Below are 24,843 nucleotides of genomic sequence, written 5' to 3'. Positions count from 1 at the left end.
CAAACATTATCTTCCATATACATCGGAGTATCGAATAATATCATCTTCTCCAAAATAACTGCCTAATTGAACTTCAGAAATTATTAATGGTAGTTCCTTGGAAATATTTTCTATTCGATGTTTACATCCTTTAGGAACAAAAAAATACTGACCCTCAGCAATTTTTTTAATACTTTCCCCTATGGTAATCTCTCCGTGTCCCTTTATAATTACCCAATGCTCATCTCTAAATTTATGTTCCTGTAGACTTAATTTCCCTTTAGGATTTACTATAATTACTTTTGCTCTTGCATAATCATTCAAATAAACTGTTTTGTAATAACCCCATGGTCTATTATAAATCTCATGTTCTAACAGATTAATATCTAAATCATCAAAGATTATATCAGTAGACCAATTTCTTCCTTCTAAAATCAATACATGTAACTGCTTTTTTGTAATAACATTAATTAAATTACCCCTATTATCCAAAATGGGCAAAAAATTTATTTTATGTTTTTTGAACTTTTCTACTACTATTTCAAATTCATCTAACACATTTACATATTCAAAATCAGTATTCATCACTTCATTTATATCGCTATATATAGATTTTTCTTCAAGTAAAAATCTCCGTATATCTCCATCAGTTATCGTGCCCATGACTTGATTATTCTCATTTATAACAATACAAAATCCCTTAGCATTGTGATCAATCACTTTTAATGCGTCAATTATCTTTTGATTTATCTTTATAAGAATATCCATTTTTCTTATCATTTCTTTGTTCTTCATTTCTTCAAGAAGTATCTCCCATCGAATAGTTTATTTGCAGGGATTTCTAATGACTTAAATTCTTCCCACTCAGTTACAAGTAACACTATATTAGAATTATTAATTACTTCATCAAAGTGTTCTACACACTGAGGCAAATGTTTAACTACTGGGTCATATGCCTTCACAATTGCTCCACGTTTTTCTAATTCTTCAATTAAATACACTGAGGGAGCTTCTCGTAAATCATCCGTATTAGGTTTAAAGGATAAACCTAACATACCAATGATTTTACCTTCTAAATTACCATCAAAGTAATTCAACACTTTTTGTAAAAAAATCTCACGTTGACGGAAATTGGCTTTAATGGCATTTTCCACAATCGTTAATGGTGCACAATATTCTCTACCTAAATATGCAATTGCCTCGGTATCTTTTGGGAAGCAAGAACCGCCATAGCCTAAACCTGGGTTTAAAAAAGCCCGCCCTATACGATGATCTAATCCCATACCTTCTGCTACATCTAATACATTTGCATCCATTGCCTCACATAAATTTGCTATTTCATTAATATAGCTAATCTTTACAGCTAAGAAAGCATTAGCTGCATATTTAATCATTTCTGCACTGCGACGATTTGTTTGTACAATCGGTAAGTTTAATGGTTTAAATAATTTCTTAATTGTATTACCTGCTTCATTATTTTCGGCACCAATCACAATACGATCACCGTAAAAAGTGTCTTGAATAGCGTGTCCTTCTCGTAAAAATTCGGGATTAGATACAACATCTACTTTTCTATTTGTTATCAAGTGTTCTTTAATAATTGATTCTACTAAATCATTTGTCCCTACTGGTACAGTACTTTTCACAACTACAATAGTGTCTTTCACAATATTTAATGCTATATCCTTTGCAGCTTGTTTAATATATGTTAAATCTGCTGCACCGCTTTCACTTTGTGGTGTACCAACTGCAATAAAAATTATGTTTGAATTCGCTAATGCTTCTTTATGATTTGTAGTAAAGAATAATCGTTTTGCATCAATGTTTTTTACCATTAACTCATCTAAACCAGGTTCATAAATAGGTGATTGACCTCTTTGCAAAATTCGTACTTTATTTTCATCTATATCAATACAAGTTACTGTATTGCCGATTTCTGATAAAACAACTCCAGTCACAAGTCCTACATATCCTGTTCCAATTATCGCTATATTTGACACTTAACTTTCCTCCTTATTTGCAATTTCTTTTATGTAGGTCAAAATCTCATCTCGTAAATTTTCTCGTTCTAATGCAAAGTCTATAGTAGCTTGTACAAACCCAACCTTACTACCACAATCATAAAGCTTCCCTTGCACATCATGTGCAACAATACGCTCAGATTGATTCAATATTTCAATGGCATCTGTTAATTGAATTTCTTCACCTGCTCCTGGTTGTGTAACTTTTAAAGCATTAAAAATATTCGGTGTTAGTATATAACGTCCCATAATCGCTAAATTTGAAGGGGCAACTTCGGCTTTTGGTTTTTCTATAAAACCTTTTACCTCAATTGCTTTTCCTTTTTCAATTTCGCCATTTGGATCAATCACTCCATACTGATGTACCACGCTCATATCGACAGCTTGTACACCGATTACTGATGCTAACTCTTTGTCGTACGTTTCAATTAATTGCGCTAATGCTGGTTTTTCAGCCTGTAAAATTATATCCCCTAACAGCACCGCAAAAGGTTCATCTCCTATAAAGCGGTGAGCACAATAAATAGCATCTCCAAGCCCTCTCGCTTCCTTTTGACGAATATAATGGATATTGGCTAAATTTGAGATTGCTCGAATTTCCTCAAGATCATCCCATTTTCCTTTTTTCGTTAATAACTCTTCTAGTTCATATGTTTTATCGAAATGATCTTCAATTGCTCTTTTATTTCGTCCACTTATAATAATGATATCTTCAATGCCTGCTGCAACTGCTTCTTCTACAATATATTGAATCGTTGGCTTATCAACAATCGGTAACATTTCCTTCGGTTGTGCCTTTGTTGCTGGTAGGAAACGAGTTCCTAATCCAGCAGCTGGAATAACAGCTTTACGTACTTTTTGCATTTACACCCGCTCCTTGAAATAAGCAATAGTTTTTTGAAGCCCTTCCTCTAACATAATTTTCGGTTCCCAATTTAATAAATGCTTTGCTTCATTTATAATCGGCTGGCGCTGTTTTGGGTCATCCTGTGGAAGTGGCTCATATTGTAAAGGCGTTTTATTGCCAGTCCATTTCACTACCTTTTCTGCAAGCTCAAGCATTGTAAATTCATTCGGATTGCCTAGATTTACAGGACCAGTAATTTGTTTAGGAGTAGCCATTAATCTTAAAAATCCTTCGATTAAATCATCTACATAACAAAATGAGCGAGTTTGCTGACCATCACCGTAAACTGTCAATGGCTTGTTTTGCAATGACTGCACAATAAAATTACTTACTACTCGTCCATCCTTGGCATCCATTCGAGGACCATATGTATTAAAGATACGTACAATTTTAATTTCAATATCATACATTCTTGCATAATCGAAGAATAATGTTTCTGCACCACGTTTTCCTTCATCGTAACAACTACGAATGCCAATTGGATTGACATGTCCCCAATATTGTTCTGGCTGTGGGTGCACTAACGGATCACCATATACTTCGGATGTTGAAGCTTGAAAGATTTTCGCTCCTGAATGGCGAGCTAGTTCTAATAAGTATAAAGCCCCAATTACACTCGTTTTGAATGTATGCACTGGGTCTGCTTGATAATGAACTGGACTTGCTGGACATGCTAAATTATAAATTTCATCAATCTGTCCTAACTCGGGCAATGGCTCTGTAATATCATGCTGAATAAATGTGATTTCATTCATAATTTGTTTTATATTATCCAATGAGCCTGTTTGCAAATTATCAATACACACAACTTCATGCCCTTGCTCTAACAAGCGATCAATCAAATGTGAGCCAAGAAAACCTGCTCCACCTGTAACTAAAATACGCTTCTTCATACTGTGCCTCCAAATTTCTTCTGATGCCATTTCCAAGCAGATTCAATAATTTGTTTTAATTCATATTTCGGTTTCCATTGAATAACTTCCATTGCTTTATCAGCGCAACCAATTAAATGCCCTGGGTCACCAGGTCGTCGGTCTGTTAGTTGATATGTAACCTGCTTTCCAGTTACCTCTTCAACCATTTGAATAATTTCCAAATTGGAGTATCCTTCACCATTTGCTAAATTCAACTTAATATTTTTTCGTTCCTTCATTAAATATTGTGCAGCCTTATAATGTGCGTCCGCTAAATCCGTCACATGAATATAATCACGTACACATGTGCCGTCTGGTGTATCAAAATCTGAGCCAAACACATTAATAGAATTTGATTTCTCTAGTGCTACATCAAGCACTAAAGGAATCAAATGAGACTCTGGCTCATGCCATTCACCAATAGAGCTATCCTCTGATGCCCCAGCTGCATTAAAATAGCGTAATGCAGCATAGTTAAACCCATATGCAGCTGAGTAGTCCTCCATTAATTGCTCCATCATTAACTTCGTACGACCATAAGGATTAATCGGTTTTTGTGGATGCTCTTCAGTAATTGGTAAGGAAATTGGATTACCGTATGTAGCACAGGTCGATGAGAATACAATGTTTTTCACATTATGTGCTAACATTGCATCTAATAAATTAACTGTATTGATTAAATTATTTCGATAATATTTCGCTGGCTCTACCACAGATTCACCTACATAGGCATATGCTGCAAAGTGAATAACTGTATGGATATTAGGATACTGTGCAAAAAAATTGTGTAAGTTCTCAATTGAAGCCAAATCACCTTTAACAAATGGTAATTCAACTGGCACACATTCGCGATGCCCTGTACTTAAATTATCAAATACAACAACTTGTTCATCTTGTTCTATTAAATATTTAACTGTATGTGAGCCTATATAGCCAGCTCCCCCAACAACCGCAATCAATTATATCTCCCCCGCTAATTTACGTAATTCCTCAACCGTTAACCACTCATCATTTACATCACTTGTATAAGAAAATCCTTCCGGTAATTCTTTTCCGCCTTCTGCAAATTTAGATGACCAAAATGGAAACTCAGGCTGAATAACATAGTAGTCATCAAATTCCACCGTATGACGTGCATCGTCCTCCATAATCATTGCTTCATGTAACTTTTCACCTGGACGGATACCAATAACTTTTATTTCACATTCAGGTGCAATGGCTTGTGCTAAATCTATAACCTTCATGCTTGGAATTTTCGGTACAAAAATTTCACCTCCATGCATACGCTCTAAGTTATCTAGTACAAATTGAACTCCTTGATCTAGGGTAATCCAAAAACGTGTCATTCGTTCATCTGTAACGGGTAATATACCTGTTTCTTTTATTTTCTTAAAAAATGGCACTACACTTCCTCTACTACCAACAACATTGCCATAGCGTACTACTGCAAAACGCGTTTTCTTTTCACCTACATAAGCATTAGCTGCAACAAATAATTTATCAGAGGCTAATTTTGTCGCTCCATATAAATTAACAGGAGCACAGGCTTTATCTGTTGATAATGCAATCACTTTTTCTACTCCACAATCTATAGCAGCTTCGATAATATTTTGAGCACCCTGTATATTTGTTTTAACTGCTTCAAAAGGATTGTACTCACAGGCATCGACATGCTTCATTGCCGCAGCATGAATGACAATATCAACCCCGTCAAACGCTCTATGTAGTCGCTCCTGGTCACGAACATCACCGATAAAGAAACGTAGACGATTATCATTAAACTCTTGTTTCATTTCATACTGCTTTAGTTCATCACGACTAAAAACAATTATTTTTTTTACACCCATTGTCAATGCTTTATGTATAAATTTCTTCCCAAAGGACCCTGTTCCTCCTGTGACAAGAATAGTTTTATTTTTTAATACGTTCATAGTACGTATCTCCATTCTAATTCATTTTATATATTTTATTATATAACCAACTTCTATCTATATATATCGACAAAATTCCTCAATCATAAATAAAAACCTACATTACAGTAGGCTTTTAATTTGTACCAACAATACTATTCAGTTCTTTTTTATTTATAAACAGTACTTTAGATATAAAAACACCTTGTTCAGATGTAGTATAAAGTTTTTTTGACATTCGTTTGGCCTTATTTTCTATCCATCTTGCATAGACTTGCAAATTTGGTGTTGTATGAATGAAAGAACCATCATTAGCAAGAACTTCTCTTATATTCAAATCATCACTAGCAGCACGTCCAGAGGTAGAATTATTCGCATGAGTATGGTTGCCTACAAAACCTAGATCTTGTCCAAATAAAATAATTTTTTCAAAATCGAAATACTCAAGTAGGCTAATAGCAACGGTAGATACAGAGCCTCCTGTCTCTAGTAGAGGCATATTAAATTTCTTTGCAGCCTTTTCCGCTAAAGGATATCCTTGCTGAAATAAAATATATGAATCACCCGAATGTTTCAAAATAGTTTCGGTATTGGCAGTACTTAAATAATACAATGTTCCTAAATAATCTGATCCTTGAATTTGTTTAACGATGTTAGGTTTTGCGTCTGAAATTATAGCTGCTGTGGGGGTTATTCCATTTAACAATAATAATTTTAATGCTGAACCTACTGCGAATATTTCCACTTTATCTTGTATTTCCTTTAACCAGCTTACTGTGGTATTAAGTGTTGGACCAGATGCTACAAGACATGCAATTTTCTTTTTATATTCTGGGTAATTTAAGATTTTTTGCGAAGCAATTTGCATATTGCTATTAAAATTATTTTCCATTAATTCAGCAGATTTTTTATAGGTAACTTGATTAATTTTTATATCTTCCAAAAAGATGAATAGTGGGTGATTTTGTCCAATGGCTTTTATCCAACTTCCATAAATTAGTACCTGAGTTTTTTTATTTAAGATAACATCTTCCAAATCATGAACAATATCTATTTTTAGTAGTAATTCATCGGATTCGTTATTTCTCAAAAATAACTCGTATTCTAACTTTTCAAAGAAATATACAATTACTCTTTTACCTTTTGCTAATTGAGCTAATCTTTCGGCATGATATCCAAGACCTAAACCAATTAAGAAATACTGTTCCATCGATTCTTCATACTCACTATCTATCCACTTCCATGCATCTTCCCTAGGTCTATATTTACTATAGATTGCATAATTATTTAAAGTTAACGTTGCTTCTCCATTTCTCGCAGTAGCAACTTCCCAGTTCATCAGTTCTCAAACCCTTCAATTGGTAATAATTGTTCAAAAAATGGTGCAATTTCATACTCAAACATATCTGCAACTAATACATAATCTTGGAGTTCTAACCCACTATTAATTTCATTTAAAAATTCATGAATTTGTTCAACTGGTAAGTGAACTGTTACTTTATTTTTAGAAAGTAGCTCACTAGCTTCTACTAGCCAGCCCATTCCTTCTGAAAATTGTAAAATCATTTGCATTGCTTCAGGTACTTCATCTTTACGTAAATGTTCTGCAATTTGAACACTACCTTTAGTTACCTTTAAAATATACTTATTGTAGCTACTAATTACATCAATTACCTCATTCATTGTTCTCAACCTCCCTATTTTCAAATACATTTTTAATACACTGCTCAGTATAATTTATAGCACTCTGTAGTTGTGTATATAAGGCCTTAGTTTGCCTATTAACTCGTTTATAAGTTTCAACTGTAGTTTCATTTTCCGCTGGTAAATAATTACTTAAAATATCTATTGTAATTGAATTAGTCATTGGTTCAATGGGAATTTTATCAAGAAGTTTATTAACATTTATTTCCAAATCATCTAATTTTTTAAGAGCTTTTTTATCAATTTGTTTAGATAGTTCAATTTTCTCTATTATAATTAACCCTTTATTTAAAAATACTTTTAACTCATTTAAATTGTTAAGCATATGTTTTAAATTATTATTGATGTCTAAATTCAGGTTAATATCATTTACTTTTATTACTTTAGATTCCTCTATTTTACTTACAGATTGTTTTAAAAAATTTTCAAATGACATTTGTTCAAAACCTTTTATTTTAACACCACCTTCAGTACAGTTATAAAATGGTACATCTGGTTTTTTCACTGAGATAAGAGCTTCAAAATCTAATTTCATTGATTGGAATACAGGATTTGTCCAAACAAGTTCCCCATAATAACCTTCGATTTGAAACGCCTCTCGTTCTTTAATAAATGCTTCATCGATACCTCTAGCATTTTTGTTACTTGAAGCATGAGTTAAATTATCAGTATACGCCAAATCTTGTCCTATTAAAGCAACTGGTCCAGTTGTAATATAATGGGCAACATTAAAGGCCGAATGAGCTACACTCCCTCCATATTCTAAAATAGGGTATTTTACTCCTATCTCAGTTTCAAGATATTTTTTCAATTTTCCAAAACCGTTTGTCCCCATGACAAAGCCTTTTTTTTCAAAAGATTTTCTAACCATATAGTGATTTTGCATACTATAAATTATTTCTGCATTTCGTAAAAATAATTGCTTAAAGTGTAAATAATTAGGTTCACCACCATCTATAGTGACAACATAATCAGGTTCTAAATCATTACTTACTAATGAATTAATAGTAGAGCCTGCTGAAATTAGTATTATATATTTCCTATATTTTTTTATTAATGGAATTTGCTTCGTTAAAGATGGACCTCCTGAAGCTACTACAACAGGGCAATTATATTTTTTATGTAACCCTTCAATAGAGGAGTCCACAGAAAGATTTTGTAAATTTTCTATGAAATTACGCTGCCAGTCCTTAGCATATCGTAATAACGTATAATCATTTGTTCTATTTTTATACTGTATATCAAGCATTTTTTTTAGTAATTCTTTATACTGATTAGGAAATACCTTATCATAATTTGAAGTACATATCATTTTGAAGGCTACACGTGTATTTGTAGCAATTTTATTTATATACAATTCAAGTACTGAAATGGCTGTACTATCAAACATAAATAAATTAGAAGCTTTGTGTTTAGGTCTTAATGTTTGATTATCAAATAAGGGATCTATCACAATAATAGTTTCTTCAAATGATCTACGCTTTAATAAAGCCTCTACAACATAACCACACCCATAACCAAAAATGATATGAGTGTGATGAGGTGTGTATTGATTATGAATTAATTGTTCCGCTTCTTTATTGGGATTATATTTACTATGTACAAAATACTCATTTAATTTTAATGTTTCCTCACCATTTTTACTTGGCAAGAACTCAATATTAATATTCAAATCATATCACCCCGATACCTCTATTTACCTTATTGAATAATTTAAAAAACCTCTAGCCAAAGCTAGAGGTTTAGCGTTTAAAAATTAACCTAATAATTGTAGAACGCCTTGTGGTTGTTGGTTAGCTTGAGCTAACATTGATTGTGCAGCTTGCATTAAGATGTTGTTTTTAGTGAAGCCCATCATCTCTTTAGCCATATCTGTATCACGGATACGTGATTCAGCAGCTGTTAAGTTTTCAGAAGTTGCACCTAAGTTGTTAATTGTGTGCTCTAAACGGTTTTGTACTGCACCTAGAGATGCACGAGTTTCAGATACACGGTTTAATGCTTTGTCGATAATTGAAATTGAATTATCAGCAGCTGTTTGTGTAGAAATGTTAATACCAGTTGTACCAATTTTATCTGTAGCACCTAATTCAGCAACAGTACTAGCATCATCTGCAGCATTTACACCAAGTGCACTCGCTGACATGTTACCAACACTTAGGTTGATAGATTGACCAGAGTTAGCACCAATATGGAATACTTTACCACCAGCATTTGTTGCATTATTAATATCAAATCCTGCACCAGATGTCACTTGACCACCAAAAGTACCATCTAATAACTTTTGAGTATTGAACTCAGTATCTGTAGAAATACGCGTAATCTCTTTTGCTAAAGAGTTAATTTCTAATTGTAGTGCAGCGCGGTCAGAAGATACGTTTGTATCGTTTGAAGATTGAACTGCTAGTTCACGCATACGTTGTAGGATTGCATGTGTCTCATTAAGAGCTCCCTCAGCAGTTTGGATTAAAGATACTGAATCTTGTGCGTTTTTTGTAGCCATATCAAGACCACGGATTTGTCCACGCATTTTTTCAGAGATTGCTAAACCAGCAGCGTCATCTCCAGCACGGTTTACTTTGTAACCTGAAGATAATTTCTCAAGGTTTTTAGAAGCTTGAGCGTTGTTGAAAGTAAGGTTACGGTGTGTGTTTAAAGCTGAAATGTTGTGTTGAATTCTCATTTGGAATTCCTCCTTGAATGTTTGTTTTTTATTCCACTTCCTTGTGGAATATAGTCGGTTTAGGTTGTATGTATGTACTTCCCTTCCCCTACAACCTATATATCGTTAGTAGTTGGAAAAGTTTAATAGTTTTTTAAAAGTTTTTTTTATGTAATTGGTTCATAGTACTAATTTATTTTTTCTTTAGCTGTTCTAAAAAGTTTGAGGATGAAGCAAGTGCTTCTTTATTTTGAGCTTGAATTGCTTCAAAAACTTCTGAGCGATGTACTTTAACTGTTTTGGGTGCGACTATACCAAGTTTAATTTGGTCACCTTCGACAGCTAATATTTTAATTTCGATTTGATCGCCTATCATAATCGATTCATCTTTTTTACGTGAGAGTACTAACATTATTTCGCACTTCCTTCCAATGGTTGCATTGGATAGCGTAGAGGAAAGGCTTTATTGTCTTGGAGAACGATTTGCTTGCCTCGTTTTTTAGCCATATTTAATATAACGGGAGCTAATAAGTTAATCGTAGAGTCTTGGAAAGTTTCCTTCATTGTGACAATGGAGTATGGAAGTACATCTTCTTCCTTTTCAATCTGTAATTGTTCGCGATCCTCTTCGCTAATATCAAAGCTATAATCTTTTTTGAATGCAAAAGGATAGGCAACAACAAAACCAATTTCCATATGTAGAACAGATTGTAATAGTGCAAGTGGCAGATCTGCATCGATTGGTAGCAATACAAATTCTTTTTCTTCCTCTAATCCTAGTAAGCCCTGTTCAAATGTCAGGATATCTTGTTCAGCAATATCGACTTCTCCTAAAAATTTAGTAGCTATTTTCATATTTCCCTACACTCCTTTAAATGATGACATCAATGTCAACTTCTGGCCTTTGTACCATTGTACCAGTTACTTTCCCTGGTTTGTATTCGTGAATTGGTTTGTTCACTTTTGTGTCGATTATTGGTTCCCTACGCTGAATATTGACATCAGTTGTGCCAGGCGTAAAGTCGATTTTTACAGAACCTATTGAAGGGACAAATTTAATATTGAACGGAGTACGATGTGGACCATGATTTTGTTTTGCAATATTTTGAATTATAGATCCACCTTGATCTTTACCAGCACTATCCATCATTTGTCTACCCTCTCTTGCTCTACGTGCCATACCTTTCAATGCCTCTTGTTTACCCTTTTCAGCATAATTCTTACTGGATTCCAAAGGGCCAATCATCCCTATATCTCTTCTTGCCTGTGAAGAGTCAATCCTCAAAACACTTCTTGTTGTATTTATATCTAAAATAGCAGAAGGCTGTTTGATATGCTGTGTAGCTTTAGGCTGTTCAATATGCTGTTGTGGTTTTGCAATGTGCAGATCTATTTTTGCATCTGTTGTCCGTATTTGGATTTGAGGGAGTCTCATTAACATTTCTCCTTTAAGAAAAGCGTCTGAACAAAATGTTCAAACGCCTAAATTATATTAGCGAATAAAGTCCACTAGTGTTTGTTGAATAATTTTAGAACCTACTGAAAGTGCAGCCTGATGAATTGATTCATGTGTCACCATTTCGGTAATAGCTTTTGAATAATCGACAGACTCATTATCTCTTAGTTGTTTTGTAACATTTACTTCACGGATACCTAGACGATTTTCCATCATCTCAACACGATTTTGACGGGCACCTATATCAGCTTGTGCCTCTAGAACTTTATTGTGCATTGTTAAGATATCATCATTTGTACTGGAGGACGATACGCCACCAAGCAAATCTCCAATTTCCACACCTGTTTTTGTTGGGTCACCTAATAAGTCAGAAATTTTCCCCATCATATCATCTATATTCTTAAACAAATCTTTTCCAGGTGTATTAACTGGGATTTGAATACCATCATATATCTCAATATTCACAGTGTTATTGTTTATAGTAGGATCAATTACTTTACCACTTCCTCCAGATATAAACAGTGGCTGGTTTGTATTGGTTCCACTAAATATGTAACTACCACCAATATTCGTATTACCTACATCCTGAAGTTGCTGACGAATTTGGTCAATCTCCATTTTCATTTTTTCACGTTCTTCAGGTGTGTTTGTATCATTAGCAGCTTGTATAACAAGTTCACGAACTCGTTTCATTTGCTCACCAACTTGGTTAAGTGATTCATCCGTTGAATCTAACCAGCTACTTGCTGTAATCATATTACGAGTATATTGTTCTACTTTAGCTAAATCTCGGCGATACCCCATTCCTTTTACTGCTATTACTGGGTCATCTGATGGACGAGTAATTTTTGAACCAGAGTTTATTTGATCTTGGAGCTTTGACATTTTACCGTAGCTGTTATTTAAATTGCGTAGCATGTTATTTGAAAGCATAGATTGTGTTACACGCATTCTGAAAAAACCCTCCTTCTTGATAGTCTAAGAGAAATGTCTCTATATATTATTGTTAAAGACCAACTCGGCCCATACCATTAATGATTTTATCCAATGTTTCATCGACAACCGTAATCATACGTGCATTTGCATTGTATGCCTGTTGGAACGTAATCATATTTGTCATTTCTTCATCTAAAGAAACAGCACTTACAGCATCGCGACTATTAGATACCATTAGGCGTTGGGATTCAGACGTAGCGGCTAAACGTAAAGCTTCTTCACCGTCTACACCAACTTTTCCAACCATTGCTTGATAAAAAGATTGTAAACTTGCGTTATCTATATCTGCATATAATTTATGTTGCATATTTGCAAGTTCGTAAGCATTCTTACCATTTCCTTCTTCTGTTGGATCAGATGATGCGGCTAAAAGGTTTGGATTTTTAGATATATTTTCATTAACTTTGATTCCACCAGCACCAGTTCCTTCAAAGAATACGCCCCCTGCAACAGAAGCATTAATGATGTTTCCATTTGCATCTTTCTCTTCAAGAGTATAACCTTTTGCGTGCTGCGCGTTGAATTCTTTAATAAATGCATTGGCTAATTGATCTAATTTTTCTAATGTCTCTGGATAATATCCTTTAATATCGCCACCCGCACTTTGATAACCATATGAATTAATTAATGATAGTAATTTTCCTTTTGATGCTTCAAAGTCTTGCTGTTTAATAGCTGCTTGTGTACTAGTGACAGCACCTGCTTCATGCGCATCTAAAGATTCCAATCCTGTTAATCGTAATTCAGAGAACGAATTTGTAATATCGTCGCCTGTCACTTTAGTACCAGTGGTACCCATTGCTGTAAATTGAGCAAAGTCTTTGCCATTTACTAGATCTCTGACAACACCATCTGTCCCTTTAAATGTAATTTTTAAGCTTCCCTCTGCAACCTCTGATGCTAAACCACCTGAAGGAATACGTTCAATCGATACTGGGATATATTCATTTAATTTGTCAACTAAAGTATCACGAACATCATATAAATCATTTGGTACATGTCCACTAGGTTCAACCTCTTGAATCTGTTTATTAACAGCTGCAATCTGTTTTAGGATGGTATTAATTTGAGTGGTCGAAACATTAAGTTCATTTCCAAGATTGCCCTGAATCATTTTTAATTGTTTATCAAGATAATTAAAAGATTCGGCTAAGTGCTCAGCACGTCTAATAGCTACTTGACGTGAAGCTGCGTCTGCTGGTTTTGTCCCAACATCTTCGAGTCCCTTCCAAAACTGTTCAAAAGCTTTATCTAAGCCAAATTCCGAAGGTTCATTCATGACATCTTCCATTTGTGCAATAGCATTTGTTCTAGATTCCCAATAGCCAAATTTATTCGTTTCTTGACGATATTGGCGATCAATAAATTCACTGCGTATACGCTGGATCGAACTTGCTTCAACCCCTGTACCAAGGTGCCCTGGATAAGTAGGTTGATTTAACCCAGCCGTTGGAAAGCCTGGTGTTGCTTGCATGTTTACTCGTTGGCGAGAATAGCCTAGAGTATTTGCATTAGAAATATTATGTCCTGTTGTATATAACGCTGTTTGTTGTACAAAGAGGCCGCGTTTACTAGCTTCTAAGCCCATAAATGTTGAGCGCATGTTTCTTCCTCCTTTTATGCTTGTGAATCGAAATATGATTTTTTAGCTATATTGTTTGTGCCGAGAACCTCGTTGCTAGAGTAGTTGATTTGCTCTGTGCGAGGTCTTACGGCGTCTAGTGTTAAGTTAACAATTTGTAGTGATTGGAAAACGAGTTTTTGATTTAAATCATTTTGTTTTCGTAGGTCATTAATAATTTGCATTAAACGTTCGCGAACTGCTGAGAGTGTTGCTTTGTCAGCTTGTTGGTCAGCAGCCTCGATGACATCCGCGACAGTTGTTTTGTCAGCTGAAGCAAGTCCATTTGCTTCAAGGTAGTCCGTTACCTGTTTCTGACGCTGTTGCTCGAGCTTATCGATGGCTGCTACATGCGCCTGTTCATCCTTGAGCAATTGGTCTAGCGCTTCGATATCGCCAGCTTTAATGATTTCTGTTTTTTTATAGGCTAGTTCAAGTAAGCTTTTATGCATTCTCTCTAGCATTGTTAGTGTAGAACTAATTGCTTCTACAGACATATCGTTATACACCCTTTCTGCTATTCCCTAGAAACGATAATATTTCAGCATATCCTCTGCCACTTTACGTGCATCTACTTTGTATTCACCAGAAGCGATATCCTTTTTTAACTGTTGAACATGTTCCGCTCGCTCTGTACTGTATGTTGAAACACCCTGCATTTCCTGTGCAGCCTTGGAAATTTCAATTTTATCAGCAAAAGATGCTTTGTTTGCGTCTGATTTCACATTGCGCACTTGGTTTTTATAGGCGTTAACTGCATTAATACCATAAGATGTAATTTTCATTTCAATACCCCCCATCTCTAAATCCTATCTTACTATTATTTCGGATTGTCTCACATAATGTTAAGTTTTCACATAGAAAAAAGTGTGCTAATTTTGTTTAAAATTAACACACTTGGAGTAATTAACGTTTACGCTCTGAGTGATAGGTTACACGATCACGCTGCTCTACACTGTCGCGGAATTCCTTAGCTGCTTCAAATGTACGTAAGTCTGCCTTTAATTCATCCTGGCATTTTGCACAAAGTTTACCGGTTGTTGTCAGATGACCACAGTTATCACATGGATAGCCAAGGTTAGGGAACATGGCTGGCTGCAGGCGACCCTTACGAACCCATTTATACAATAGCTCCTCTGCCGCTCCCGTGGCTTCCACAATACGTTCTACAGTTGCCGCACGGTTTTCACGTTTACGTAAGAAACGATAAACGATTTGATAAAGCTCCTCCTCTGATTGTGCACACTTATGACACACTTCTCGGACTCCTGTATAATTAAAAAACTCATTACATTTCGGACAATTACGAACCTCTGCCATTGGCCTTTCCTCCTCTTTCTAGCAAATTTATCTACGAATGCTGTCTCATTAACTATTATACATAATGCATTGGTATTTTCATCCTTCAATTAATGTGAAGTATTGGACATTTTTAGCACCCGCCTGCATTAAAACAGTTGTAGCATGCTGTAGAGTTGTCCCTGTAGTTTTTATATCGTCAAAAAGAAGATAATTTTTATGTTCAACTTGTGCTCCCTCCTTTAAGCAAAAAAGTGGAGCTGCCTGTATTCGCTGCTCTCTATTTTTGGAGCTTTGCGTTTCTGTCGTTGTCTTTTCTAATAATTGAATAAAGGGAATATGAGCCGCTTTTAATAGTTCATCAGTATGCGAGAAAGTACGCTCCTGTTGCTTGAGAGGATGCATTGGAATGGGGAGAATAATTGCTTTTTCTTTATTGAGACGATCATAGAGCTCCTGTCGAAATACCTTGGCAAGAGCCACATCTTGAAGAAACTTTAGCTGGTGTAAGTAATCCTTCATCGCCTCATTATATTGATAAAGGGATGTAGCAGATTGTGAAGGTACAAAACGAGCGGCACATCTTTCACATATTTTCAGTGAGAATTGCTTGGTTAGAATCATTTTCCAGGAAATAGTTATTTTTAACGGCTGTGCGCATATTAAACAACGAGGTTCTATTTTATTCATTCAGAAATCCCTTCTTATTAAAAAAATGAATTTTTGCACATGCCTCATCCATCTCTGCCGTAATACCGTGATGAAAGAATAGGACGTCCCCATCAGGAAATTGAACATCTCGCCCAACTCGACCTGCAATCTGAATGAGAGCATTTGCAGTAAAAATCAATGACTCTACCCCTATAACAGCCACCTGTACATTGCTGATTGTAATGCCTCTTTCTAATATCGTAGTGGTTAATAAGCCCGGAACTGCTTTATTTCGTAGCTTTAACACCTTCAGCTTCCGCTCTGGGTCAGCTGCATGCACAGCTAGTATGTCTTCATTTAACCCTTGAAAAAGAGGAGTTGCACGTTTCATTAAGTCAATTGTCGGGAAAAATAGTAAAAAGGGTTCCTTTTGGCGTAAGCGCTCCTCCACCCACTTTTTTAACCTTTTAGGGATTTTACCTCGCTTAAAGCATTTATTATAGCTCCATAAAGAACGAACTTGTGGGACTGGTAATGGATGATTATGATAGCGTTTTGGAATAAAAGAGTAGCTTTCTTGTTGGAAGGTATGGAGTAATGATGCTGATGGGGTTGCTGTCACAAATACCAGAGGAGCATTTTCCTTTTTAGCCTTATCTACTGCTCTTTGTAAAGTTTCATCAAATGTATAAGGAAAAGCATCTGCCTCATCTACAATAATGACATCAAATGCCTTGTCAAATCGGTAGAGCTGATGCGTCGTTGCTATAATAAACTGCGCATAGCCCTTTTGGTGAGGTGCTCCACCGTATAAAGCATGAATAACTGTATCAGGAAAAGCCTCTTGAAAACGTGGATACAGTTCTAACACTACATCTGTCCGTGGTGTAGCGATACAAACACGTAGCCCTCTCTTTAATGCATCATAGACAGTAGGAAAAAGCAGCTCTGTTTTGCCTGCACCGCAAACTGCATGAATTAAATGGGAGCGTTTTGCTTTCACACTTGCCAAGGTTTCATTAGCAGCCTGTTGCTGGAGTTCGGTGTATTGCCCTGCCCATTTTAATGAATGCTTGTTAATTTTAATCGTCTTGGGACCTGTCCAAATCATCAATTTTGTACAGCTACTTACTCTCCCCATTTTAATACAGTGTCGGCAGTACACACATTGTTGCTGACATTTTGAGCAATCGAATTTTGTGAATAAGTGCGGGTCTGTATTGTGACAACGATTGCATTTAATAGCTGGCTTTATTTGAATTCCTTCTATTATACTGACGTATTTTCGCTTTATTTCTTTCTCAATATCTTCAGATGAAAATGGCGAATGTTCTTTTAACCAAATGCGCCCTTCATGAAAATCACGTAATGCTGGGGGCATCAACCAACCCCTATATCTCATTAAAACCTCCCCTTTCACAGAAAAAAGCCTCTACTTTTGCTGTAGAGACTTCTCACAATTCGTTATTTTTTTGTCCATCCTAATCCCATTGACCCTTCACCCAAATGAGTACCAATAACAGGACCAAAATAGCTCAATTTAAAGTTTACGTTTGGGTACGTTGCGGCTAATTGCTCTAGCCATTCTTGGGCTTCAGCAGGGCAATTTCCGTGAATGACAACAGCGTCCATCGCTGCATACTTTTTTGCATCCTCTGCTAGCAATTCTTCCGCACGCTTTAATGCCTTTTTACGTGTTCGGATTTTTTCGAAAGGTACAATTACCTTATCCACAAAATGTAAAACAGGCTTTACTTGTAATAAGCCACCGATTAATGCAGCTGCAGAAGATAAACGCCCACCACGTTGTAAATGTGCTAAGTCGTCTACGATGAAGTAAGCACGAATAGACTGTTGCATGTCCGCTAATGCTGCAAGTATGTCTTTTGCTGAATGGCCCTCTTTCGCCATCTCCGCTGCTCTTAATACGTAAAAGCCTTGAACAGCACAGGATATTTCACTGTCAAAGGCATAAACATTAATACCTTCCACCATTTCACCGGCCTGCACTGCACCTTGGTATGTTCCACTAATACCACTCGATAAATGGATAGAAATTATCTCATCGTAATCCTTTGCTAGCTCATCAAAAAGAGCAACAAATTCTCCAATTGGAGGTTGTGTTGTTTTAGGAAATTCTTTAGCTCCACGCACCTTATCATAAAATTCAGATGCTGTGATATCTACTTCTTCTGCAAATAATTGACCTGAGATATTAACACTTAAAGGTATCATGTGAATGTTTAAGCGTGCACGTTCCTCAGCTGTAATATATGCAGTACTATCTGTTACGATTGCCGTCCTCATCCATGTCCACTCTCCTATAATTTTTAGTTTACAATCTATTTCTACTTGGTGCAATTGTTGTTGTTGTGTTGTTATTGCTGGCGCTTCGCTTTTGCATAAATGACGGAAAACAAAAAGAAATGAATGTGAAATGAATGACGAACGTCGGATTCCCGTTCTCGCCCTTCTAGAGTCGTGCTAGTAAGCTAGCTTCCATTTCACATTCATTGTCTATGTATAAATAGGCATATCTTCACTCAATTGTTATGTTGAATGAAGATAGCTTCTGTTAATTTCCTGTACTTGACTGTGAGTCGTCACCAATATAAAAGACACTTGTTACTTTCCAATCATTGTCCTCTTTCACAAAGACTGTTACCTGACGTCCTGCACTTTCATGTTCGACATTTGTCTCAAGCTGAAGTGAGTGCATTTTCATGTTGGCAAATACTTGCGCCTCTTCTGATTCATACTTTGCAATTGTTACATTTTCTACTTCACGCTTAATATCAAATTGATCAAATACTTCTGATGCATATGTTTTTTCTTCATCGTATTTAAAACCCTTTGGATTTTTCGAGATTGTATTCATATAACGATCAATTTCTTCAGCATTTAATGCAGCAATATACTCATCAAAAGATGCTAAAATTGCCTTTTCATCTTCCGCTGGTACATTATCAGCCTTTTCTACGTTTCCACCCATCATTTCAAAGCCAACTGTACCATCCTCTATTACTTTATCTCGTTCTTCATCACTCATCTTCTCATCTTTATTACCACAGGCAGTTAACACTAATAAGATTAGAACTGCTAGAAAACTTTTCTTTAACATCAAAAAACCTCCCGCGCATATTGTAGCATATAAATGCTTTCGTAGGAATTTTGTTGTGCATTTTCAACATTTAAGTGCTACATCTTCCTTATGACGCATTAGGCTGTAAAATGTTGCATGAATTGCTAGTTATCATATTCATACTAATGATTAGTAATGTTACAAAATTGTGAATGACCTGTTCTTCATCATGTAAGCCCAATACAAATTATTACCAAAAAACAATAAAAAACTGTTTTAAAAACTACTTCAATAAAAAGTAGCTTTTAAAAACAGTTTTAGCAATTAACGTACTTCAACCCAGCCATTTTTAATGGCTGTTACAACTGCTTGTGTACGGTCATTAACATTCATTTTTTGTAGAATACTTGATACGTGGTTTTTAACTGTTTTTTCAGAGATAAACAGTGTCTCACCGATTGTACGGTTTGATTGACCATCTGTTAATAATTGTAATACTTCACATTCACGCTTAGTTAGCAAATGGAATGGACGACGAATTTCAGTTTGATGGAAGTTTCCTTTATTTTCATGTTCTGAAAGTCGCTTGAATTCTGCTACTAGGTTTTTCGTTACTTTTGGGTGTAAATAAGAACCGCCGTTGGCAACAACTTTAATCGCCTCAACGATTTCATCTGCATCCATCTCTTTTAACATATAGCCAAGAGCACCTGATTTTAATGCATGCGTAACATATGTTTCATCGTCATGTATAGACAACATAATCACTTTTGCATCTGGAAATTCAGTAATTAACTCTGCCGTTGCTTCTACTCCGTTTTTACCTGGCATGTTAATATCCATAAGCACTACATCTGGTTCGTTTTCAGCGTATAACGTAACCACATCTGTTCCATCGTCACCTTCTGCTACTACATCAAACGTATCTTCAAAATCTAAAATGCGTTTTACTCCTTCGCGGAATAGCTGGTGATCGTCTACAATAATAATCTTTGTCATTTGTCTTTACCCCCTAGATTTCTGCGACAGTTACATCATTCTACTTCTAACGGTATTTTAAATAACACCGTTGTCCCTCGATTGATTTCACTCGTAATGGTGATTGTACCATTTAAAATTTCAATACGTTCTTTCATTCCTAAAATCCCAAAGGAATGATCTTTCACTACTTGTGGGTCGAAGCCTATGCCATCATCTTTTACAACAATGTTGACGGCATCTTTTAACCATTCAAGCTTTACCCAAATGTCTTTACACTTTCCATGCTTCATGGCGTTGGTTACACATTCTTGTACTAATCGGAAAATGGATACTTCATAATTTGAAGGTATACGTTTTTCTGTACTTCTCGATTGGAAATGAATTTCAACACCTGGATTATATTCAGTCACTGTCGATAAATACTTCTTTAATGTCGGAATAATTCCCAAATCATCAAGTGCCATTGGTCGTAGATCATAAATAATACGTCGCACCTCAGATAAGGCATTACGTACCGTTTTCTTTAAATCGGCAATTTCAGCCAAAGCCTTTTCAATACCTTTTTCACGATACGTTCTATCTATTAAATCAGTGCGCATAAGGACATTTGCAAGCATTTGAGCAGGTCCATCATGAATCTCTCTTGATAAACGCTTACGCTCTTCCTCTTGAGCTGCAATAATACGTATCCCAAAATCCTGTTTCATTTTTGCTTGTTCAAGGGCTAAACCAACATTTCTTAAATCTGAAGTTAAGTAATTCAAAACGACATTTACCTGATTAACAATATGATCAGCACGTTCAATCGTATCGAGTAATCCTCTTAATCTTCTCTCTAGATCATCTCTTTTATCCCGTAGCTGTTTTTCTTGTGTTCTAATAACGGAGAGCTTTACTTGAAAATCATGTGCAGTTTCATAGGCTTCTCTAACTTGTTCTTCGGTATAATTATCAAAAGCTTTACTCACTAGCACAAGTCGTTGCTTAGCAAGCTGCGTACTTTTTTCCAATGCATCGCCATCATCAATTACGATTGATATTTGTTTTCGAACAATTTCAAGCTCTTTTTGCATATCTTCAAAGCTTCTGCGGCTTTGTTCACTTATAATAAAGATATCATCCTTTGAGCTCATGATTGTATCTAACATTCGATTAAAAATGTCATCAAGCGACTTTAAATCGAAGGTATCATTTGAAAACATAGTATACTCCCCAGTCTAATGTCTTATGATTACTTACTAATTTAATAGACTAAAATCACATATTCCATAGTCTACACCTATTATAGCATTACCATGCTAAAATTTAATGCTTTTTCTTCATGAAAATTATAGAATAGAACTCTAGTTAAAAGGAGATTGATACGAATGAGAGAAAACTATTTAACAGTAAAAGGATATGGTGAAAGCGAAATTGTCATTTCCAAATCTCGCTTTCTCACTTATATAGAACGTGCAGAAACGGAAGAGGATGCAATTTCTTTTATAGATGGTATAAAAAAATTGCATCATAATGCAACACATAACTGCTCTGCATATATTATTGGAGAGCATGATCATATTCAAAAGGCAAATGATGATGGGGAACCTAGTGGTACTGCAGGCGTCCCTATGTTAGAGGTCTTAAAAAAACAAGGGTTAAAAGATACGGTCGTTGTTGTGACCCGCTATTTTGGAGGCATTAAGCTCGGTGGTGGTGGCCTTATTCGTGCTTATGGAAAAGCAACTACAGAGGGATTAACTGCTGCACAGATAGTTGAACGTAAATTGCATCATGTCATGAAAGTAGCTATTGATTATACATGGCTAGGAAAAGTCGAAAATGAAATAAGAAGTTCATCATATTCTTTAGAGGAAATACGTTATTTGGAGGGTGTTGAAATCATTGTTTCTGTGCTAAAAGAGGAAGAAGAACAGTTCCGAAGTTGGATAACAGAAATGACAAATGGACAGGCTACCATCACTTTCGAAGATGCTCAATTTGTAGAATTTATTGTCAATTAAATAGTTTTAATTGTCGAAACTAAATATGCATAGTATAATTTTTTTGTTAAGCTATTTTATTGTCCACACAATTGCTTAGTTAAAATTGAATAAAAGTTAGCTTTATCGCATTATTATTCCCAATAATTAGAGGAGAATATATCTATTATGAAAAAAAGATCTGTTAGTCCGACTAAAAAGAGGTCTTCTAAAGCTTCATTAATTATAAAAGTTACACTACTATTAGTTGCCAGTTTGGTAATTTGTGTAACGGCTTATGCTGTTTACCTTACTAAACAGGTAGAGCATGCTGCAGACTCAGCATATGAGGAGTTAGAAGGTCGAGAGGTTTCAACGCAACGTGTAGAGAAAGTAGAGCCTGTACAAGACAATGTCTCTATTTTATTTGTAGGTGTTGATGATAGTGACAATCGAGGGCAAGGTTCGGATCATTCACGCTCCGATGCACTCGTTTTAGCTACATTAAATAACAAAACTCATACAATTAAAATGCTAAGCATTCCTCGTGATTCTTACGTTTATATTCCTAAAGTAGGTTATAAAGATAAAATTACTCATGCACACGCTATGGGTGGAACACTTACTACGATCGAAACTGTAGAAGAACTATTTGATATTCCTATTGACTATTATGTACGCATGAACTTTAATGCATTCATAGATGTTGTAGATGCATTAGGTGGTATTGAAGCTGAAGTACCATATGCATTGCATGAATTAGATGAGTTTGATAAGTTTACAATTAACTTACAGCCAGGCTTACAACATTTAAATGGTAGTGAGGCACTTGCACTCGCAAGAACACGTAAACAAGATAATGATATTGAGCGTGGTAAACGTCAACAGGAAATTCTATCTGCGATTATTAAAAAAGTCGCTTCTGTTAAGTCCGTTACGAAATATGATGATGTCATTAAAGCTCTTGGTGATAATATGAAAACAGATATGACATTCACTGAAATGAAGTCCTTCTTATCTTATTTATCAAAAGGCGCACCACGTATCGATTCCTTAACATTAGATGGCACGGATGATACATCTACTGGTATTTATTATTACCAGTTAAATCAAGATTCTGTTGAAGAAACAAAGGAGATTTTCAAAAACCATCTTGGCCTAAATGAACAATCATCAAGTCTAACAAGTGGCAATACAGGAACAGATAGTGCTGCTAGTAGCGATGACAATTCAGTTACTGAATAGAGCTTTCAGACCATAGACAAACAACTTGTCTATGGTCTTTTTATATGGCTTCTCCATTGATTGACTACCCTTTTCATTTACCCCTCCTAGTAATCGATAAACAAGCTTATTTAAGTTTACCTTCTATTCCATTCCCTATATATAATCGGTTTAAAAGAGTTTCTCAGTGTCTAACTTTAATAGTAACCCTATTTAACAACAAAAAAGCAATCATACAAATTGTATGATTGCTTATATTTTATTTACTAAATATCCGTACAAAATTTAATAATGGTTTATAGTTTTTACCAGCCAATCCGATGACCTCTACAAAGATTTCAATAGCTGTTAGGATGACCGCTACAAGTAATATAGCTCCCCAAACCTTTGCCATAGAGAAAATGATAGCTGCTAATCCAAACATTACTGCAATTCCGTAGATAATTAGGACTGTTTGTCGATGTGTAAAGCCCATATCGAGTAATCGATGGTGTAAATGTGATTTATCTGGGTCAGACCATTTCTTCTTCATGCGGACACGACGAACAATGGCAAAGAATGTATCCGAAATCGGAACACCAAGGATAATAATTGGGATGATTAAAGCTACGAATGTAATATTTTTAAAACCAAGTAACGCTAACACAGAGATCATAAATCCTAGGAACAATGCCCCTGTATCACCCATAAAGATTTTTGCTGGGTGGAAATTATAAAATAAGAAACCAAGTGAAGCTACAGCTAAAATGGCTGCTAACGCTAAAACAAACACATTGCTCATGATAAATGCCATGACAGCTAATGTAATCAGTGCAATCGTAGAAACACCTGCAGCTAGACCATCTAGGCCGTCAATTAAATTAATGGCATTCGTAATACCGATGATCCAAATAATCGTTAATGGAATACTCAATAAACCAAAGTCTAATGTACCTAAGAAAGGTAGATTAACCATTTCAATTTCAATACCACCTACAAAAACAACAATCAGTGCAGCAACTAGCTGACCAAGCATTTTTGCTTTAGCAGAAATCTCACGCATATCATCAATAACACCTGTGATTACGATTATACAAGCACCAATAATGATAGCTAATAAAGCCTCATTACTACCATGTTTTGTATGAACTAAAAATGAGTATAAAATCGTCACGCCAATAATAAAGGCAAGGAAAATGGCTAAACCGCCAAGTCTTGGCATAATTCGAGCATGTACTTTTCGATAGTTTGGTGCATCAACTGCACCTATTCTAAACGCTAAACGTTTCACTAATGGAGTTAACAAAATGGATGCAACGAACGCTGCTATTAAAGACACGTAAAGCATGTCTCTCCTCCTCAAATATATAATCTACATTGAAATCCAAATTGATTATAGCATGAACAAGCATTGAAATATACTTTTTCTAAACATTTTCCACGATTTCACAAATATTTTGTACATTTTAGCATTAATAGATTCCTATACAGTCAAA

General features: G+C 35.4%; 27 protein-coding genes. 2 read left to right on the top strand and 25 right to left on the bottom strand.

Going from position 1 to position 24,843, the window contains the following annotated elements; genetic code table 11:
• Positions 1–6 precede the first annotated feature (6 nt).
• The 24 genes from C7B89_RS18205 to C7B89_RS18090 form a co-directional block, all read right to left on the bottom strand.
• Entirely contained in the window at positions 7–774 is a 768-nt protein-coding gene (locus tag C7B89_RS18205) for a CBS domain-containing protein (RefSeq protein WP_208644742.1), read from the bottom strand.
• Entirely contained in the window at positions 771–1,979 is a 1,209-nt protein-coding gene (locus C7B89_RS18200; RefSeq protein WP_115674250.1) for a UDP-glucose dehydrogenase family protein, read from the bottom strand. The genes C7B89_RS18205 and C7B89_RS18200 overlap by 4 nt, the downstream gene beginning before the upstream one ends.
• Positions 1,980–2,864, bottom strand: a complete 885-nt coding sequence (gene galU / locus C7B89_RS18195) for a UTP--glucose-1-phosphate uridylyltransferase GalU (RefSeq protein ID WP_115674249.1) — start codon at positions 2,862–2,864, stop codon at positions 1,980–1,982. It abuts the gene before it with no gap.
• Complete coding sequence (locus C7B89_RS18190) at positions 2,865–3,800, bottom strand: UDP-glucuronic acid decarboxylase family protein (protein ID WP_115674248.1); 936 nt, start codon at positions 3,798–3,800, stop codon at positions 2,865–2,867.
• Positions 3,797–4,780 (bottom strand): UDP-glucose 4-epimerase GalE, encoded by a 984-nt coding sequence (galE, locus tag C7B89_RS18185; RefSeq protein ID WP_115674247.1) that lies wholly within the window; start codon positions 4,778–4,780, stop codon positions 3,797–3,799. The genes C7B89_RS18190 and galE overlap by 4 nt, the downstream gene beginning before the upstream one ends.
• The gene (gene pseB, locus C7B89_RS18180) at positions 4,781–5,752 is read right to left on the bottom strand and encodes a UDP-N-acetylglucosamine 4,6-dehydratase (inverting) (RefSeq protein WP_115674246.1); all 972 of its coding nucleotides are present in this window, start codon (positions 5,750–5,752) and stop codon (positions 4,781–4,783) included.
• 115 nt (positions 5,753–5,867) lie between these two features.
• On the bottom strand, positions 5,868–7,070 hold the full coding sequence (locus C7B89_RS18175; RefSeq protein WP_115674245.1) for a motility associated factor glycosyltransferase family protein: 1,203 nt from the start codon (positions 7,068–7,070) through the stop codon (positions 5,868–5,870).
• Complete coding sequence (locus tag C7B89_RS18170) at positions 7,070–7,414, bottom strand: DUF8042 domain-containing protein (protein ID WP_115674244.1); 345 nt, start codon at positions 7,412–7,414, stop codon at positions 7,070–7,072. Before C7B89_RS18170 ends, C7B89_RS18175 begins: the two co-directional genes overlap by 1 nt.
• Positions 7,407–9,107, bottom strand: a complete 1,701-nt coding sequence (locus tag C7B89_RS18165; RefSeq protein WP_115674243.1) for a motility associated factor glycosyltransferase family protein — start codon at positions 9,105–9,107, stop codon at positions 7,407–7,409. The genes C7B89_RS18170 and C7B89_RS18165 overlap by 8 nt, the downstream gene beginning before the upstream one ends.
• Positions 9,108–9,191: 84 nt before the next feature.
• Complete coding sequence (gene hag, locus C7B89_RS18160; RefSeq protein ID WP_115674242.1) at positions 9,192–10,118, bottom strand: flagellin Hag; 927 nt, start codon at positions 10,116–10,118, stop codon at positions 9,192–9,194.
• A gap of 172 nt (positions 10,119–10,290) precedes the next feature.
• The gene (gene csrA / locus C7B89_RS18155) at positions 10,291–10,509 is read right to left on the bottom strand and encodes a carbon storage regulator CsrA (RefSeq protein ID WP_115674241.1); all 219 of its coding nucleotides are present in this window, start codon (positions 10,507–10,509) and stop codon (positions 10,291–10,293) included.
• The gene (gene fliW, locus C7B89_RS18150; RefSeq protein WP_103117460.1) at positions 10,509–10,952 is read right to left on the bottom strand and encodes a flagellar assembly protein FliW; all 444 of its coding nucleotides are present in this window, start codon (positions 10,950–10,952) and stop codon (positions 10,509–10,511) included. Before fliW ends, csrA begins: the two co-directional genes overlap by 1 nt.
• 16 nt (positions 10,953–10,968) lie before the next feature.
• Positions 10,969–11,532: a DUF6470 family protein gene (locus tag C7B89_RS18145; protein ID WP_103117459.1), complete on the bottom strand. Its 564-nt coding sequence runs from the start codon at positions 11,530–11,532 to the stop codon at positions 10,969–10,971.
• 57 nt (positions 11,533–11,589) lie between these two features.
• Positions 11,590–12,504, bottom strand: coding sequence for a flagellar hook-associated protein FlgL (gene flgL, locus C7B89_RS18140; RefSeq protein WP_115674240.1), 915 nt, complete (start codon positions 12,502–12,504; stop codon positions 11,590–11,592).
• A gap of 55 nt (positions 12,505–12,559) precedes the next feature.
• The gene (gene flgK, locus C7B89_RS18135) at positions 12,560–14,152 is read right to left on the bottom strand and encodes a flagellar hook-associated protein FlgK (RefSeq protein ID WP_103117457.1); all 1,593 of its coding nucleotides are present in this window, start codon (positions 14,150–14,152) and stop codon (positions 12,560–12,562) included.
• Positions 14,153–14,166: 14 nt separating this feature from the next.
• On the bottom strand, positions 14,167–14,667 hold the full coding sequence (locus C7B89_RS18130; RefSeq protein ID WP_115674239.1) for a flagellar protein FlgN: 501 nt from the start codon (positions 14,665–14,667) through the stop codon (positions 14,167–14,169).
• A gap of 27 nt (positions 14,668–14,694) precedes the next feature.
• A complete protein-coding gene (gene flgM / locus C7B89_RS18125; RefSeq protein ID WP_115674238.1) occupies positions 14,695–14,955 on the bottom strand; it encodes a flagellar biosynthesis anti-sigma factor FlgM in 261 nt (86 codons plus the stop codon).
• Between the two features lie 121 nt (positions 14,956–15,076).
• A complete protein-coding gene (locus C7B89_RS18120) occupies positions 15,077–15,490 on the bottom strand; it encodes a TIGR03826 family flagellar region protein (protein ID WP_066036322.1) in 414 nt (137 codons plus the stop codon).
• 78 nt (positions 15,491–15,568) lie between these two features.
• Positions 15,569–16,159: a ComF family protein gene (locus C7B89_RS18115; protein ID WP_115674237.1), complete on the bottom strand. Its 591-nt coding sequence runs from the start codon at positions 16,157–16,159 to the stop codon at positions 15,569–15,571.
• Positions 16,152–17,522 (bottom strand): ATP-dependent helicase ComFA, encoded by a 1,371-nt coding sequence (locus C7B89_RS18110; RefSeq protein WP_425269297.1) that lies wholly within the window; start codon positions 17,520–17,522, stop codon positions 16,152–16,154. The genes C7B89_RS18115 and C7B89_RS18110 overlap by 8 nt, the downstream gene beginning before the upstream one ends.
• Positions 17,523–17,584: 62 nt before the next feature.
• The gene (locus C7B89_RS18105) at positions 17,585–18,427 is read right to left on the bottom strand and encodes a DegV family protein (protein WP_048392086.1); all 843 of its coding nucleotides are present in this window, start codon (positions 18,425–18,427) and stop codon (positions 17,585–17,587) included.
• Positions 18,428–18,695: 268 nt separating this feature from the next.
• On the bottom strand, positions 18,696–19,241 hold the full coding sequence (locus C7B89_RS18100) for a DUF3225 domain-containing protein (protein ID WP_004227588.1): 546 nt from the start codon (positions 19,239–19,241) through the stop codon (positions 18,696–18,698).
• Positions 19,242–19,526: 285 nt separating this feature from the next.
• Positions 19,527–20,201 (bottom strand): response regulator transcription factor, encoded by a 675-nt coding sequence (locus C7B89_RS18095; RefSeq protein ID WP_004227590.1) that lies wholly within the window; start codon positions 20,199–20,201, stop codon positions 19,527–19,529.
• Positions 20,202–20,236: 35 nt separating this feature from the next.
• Positions 20,237–21,385 carry a sensor histidine kinase gene (locus tag C7B89_RS18090; protein ID WP_048392088.1) on the bottom strand — a complete coding sequence of 383 codons (1,149 nt, stop codon included), beginning with the start codon at positions 21,383–21,385 and terminating at the stop codon, positions 20,237–20,239.
• A 165-nt stretch (positions 21,386–21,550) separates the two neighbouring features.
• Here C7B89_RS18090 and C7B89_RS18085 point away from each other — a divergent pair, with 165 nt between their 5' ends.
• Together C7B89_RS18085 and C7B89_RS18080 are read left to right on the top strand one after the other, a co-directional pair.
• On the top strand, positions 21,551–22,186 hold the full coding sequence (locus C7B89_RS18085) for a YigZ family protein (protein ID WP_103117453.1): 636 nt from the start codon (positions 21,551–21,553) through the stop codon (positions 22,184–22,186).
• A gap of 147 nt (positions 22,187–22,333) precedes the next feature.
• The gene (locus tag C7B89_RS18080; protein WP_103117452.1) at positions 22,334–23,389 is read left to right on the top strand and encodes an LCP family protein; all 1,056 of its coding nucleotides are present in this window, start codon (positions 22,334–22,336) and stop codon (positions 23,387–23,389) included.
• A 238-nt stretch (positions 23,390–23,627) separates the two neighbouring features.
• Here the strand turns inward: C7B89_RS18080 and C7B89_RS18075 are convergent, their stop codons facing one another.
• A complete protein-coding gene (locus tag C7B89_RS18075) occupies positions 23,628–24,695 on the bottom strand; it encodes a glycosyltransferase family 4 protein (RefSeq protein ID WP_004230902.1) in 1,068 nt (355 codons plus the stop codon).
• Positions 24,696–24,843: the final 148 nt, after the last annotated feature.

Source organism: Lysinibacillus capsici (assembly GCF_003367505.1).
Taxonomy (GTDB): Bacteria; Bacillota; Bacilli; order Bacillales_A; family Planococcaceae; genus Lysinibacillus; species Lysinibacillus capsici.
Note: the sequence above shows the minus strand (reverse complement) of the source record. Positions and strands in the feature narration are given on the sequence as shown.

Bases quoted from the DNA above. Each gene is read 5' to 3' on its own strand.
- C7B89_RS18205 (WP_208644742.1), bottom strand. From the start codon at position 774: ATGAAGAACAAAGAAATGATAAGAAAAATGGATATTCTTATAAAGATA.
- galU (WP_115674249.1), bottom strand. From the start codon at position 2,864: ATGCAAAAAGTACGTAAAGCTGTTATTCCAGCTGCTGGATTAGGAACT.
- C7B89_RS18190 (WP_115674248.1), bottom strand. From the start codon at position 3,800: ATGAAGAAGCGTATTTTAGTTACAGGTGGAGCAGGTTTTCTTGGCTCA.
- pseB (WP_115674246.1), bottom strand. From the start codon at position 5,752: ATGAACGTATTAAAAAATAAAACTATTCTTGTCACAGGAGGAACAGGG.
- C7B89_RS18175 (WP_115674245.1), bottom strand. From the start codon at position 7,070: ATGAACTGGGAAGTTGCTACTGCGAGAAATGGAGAAGCAACGTTAACT.
- C7B89_RS18170 (WP_115674244.1), bottom strand. From the start codon at position 7,414: ATGAATGAGGTAATTGATGTAATTAGTAGCTACAATAAGTATATTTTA.
- hag (WP_115674242.1), bottom strand. From the start codon at position 10,118: ATGAGAATTCAACACAACATTTCAGCTTTAAACACACACCGTAACCTT.
- csrA (WP_115674241.1), bottom strand. From the start codon at position 10,509: ATGTTAGTACTCTCACGTAAAAAAGATGAATCGATTATGATAGGCGAT.
- fliW (WP_103117460.1), bottom strand. From the start codon at position 10,952: ATGAAAATAGCTACTAAATTTTTAGGAGAAGTCGATATTGCTGAACAA.
- C7B89_RS18145 (WP_103117459.1), bottom strand. From the start codon at position 11,532: ATGAGACTCCCTCAAATCCAAATACGGACAACAGATGCAAAAATAGAT.
- flgL (WP_115674240.1), bottom strand. From the start codon at position 12,504: ATGCGTGTAACACAATCTATGCTTTCAAATAACATGCTACGCAATTTA.
- flgK (WP_103117457.1), bottom strand. From the start codon at position 14,152: ATGCGCTCAACATTTATGGGCTTAGAAGCTAGTAAACGCGGCCTCTTT.
- C7B89_RS18130 (WP_115674239.1), bottom strand. From the start codon at position 14,667: ATGTCTGTAGAAGCAATTAGTTCTACACTAACAATGCTAGAGAGAATG.
- flgM (WP_115674238.1), bottom strand. From the start codon at position 14,955: ATGAAAATTACATCTTATGGTATTAATGCAGTTAACGCCTATAAAAAC.
- C7B89_RS18120 (WP_066036322.1), bottom strand. From the start codon at position 15,490: ATGGCAGAGGTTCGTAATTGTCCGAAATGTAATGAGTTTTTTAATTAT.
- C7B89_RS18115 (WP_115674237.1), bottom strand. From the start codon at position 16,159: ATGAATAAAATAGAACCTCGTTGTTTAATATGCGCACAGCCGTTAAAA.
- C7B89_RS18110 (WP_425269297.1), bottom strand. From the start codon at position 17,522: ATGAGATATAGGGGTTGGTTGATGCCCCCAGCATTACGTGATTTTCAT.
- C7B89_RS18105 (WP_048392086.1), bottom strand. From the start codon at position 18,427: ATGAGGACGGCAATCGTAACAGATAGTACTGCATATATTACAGCTGAG.
- C7B89_RS18100 (WP_004227588.1), bottom strand. From the start codon at position 19,241: ATGTTAAAGAAAAGTTTTCTAGCAGTTCTAATCTTATTAGTGTTAACT.
- C7B89_RS18095 (WP_004227590.1), bottom strand. From the start codon at position 20,201: ATGACAAAGATTATTATTGTAGACGATCACCAGCTATTCCGCGAAGGA.
- C7B89_RS18090 (WP_048392088.1), bottom strand. From the start codon at position 21,385: ATGTTTTCAAATGATACCTTCGATTTAAAGTCGCTTGATGACATTTTT.
- C7B89_RS18085 (WP_103117453.1), top strand. From the start codon at position 21,551: ATGAGAGAAAACTATTTAACAGTAAAAGGATATGGTGAAAGCGAAATT.
- C7B89_RS18080 (WP_103117452.1), top strand. From the start codon at position 22,334: ATGAAAAAAAGATCTGTTAGTCCGACTAAAAAGAGGTCTTCTAAAGCT.
- C7B89_RS18075 (WP_004230902.1), bottom strand. From the start codon at position 24,695: ATGCTTTACGTGTCTTTAATAGCAGCGTTCGTTGCATCCATTTTGTTA.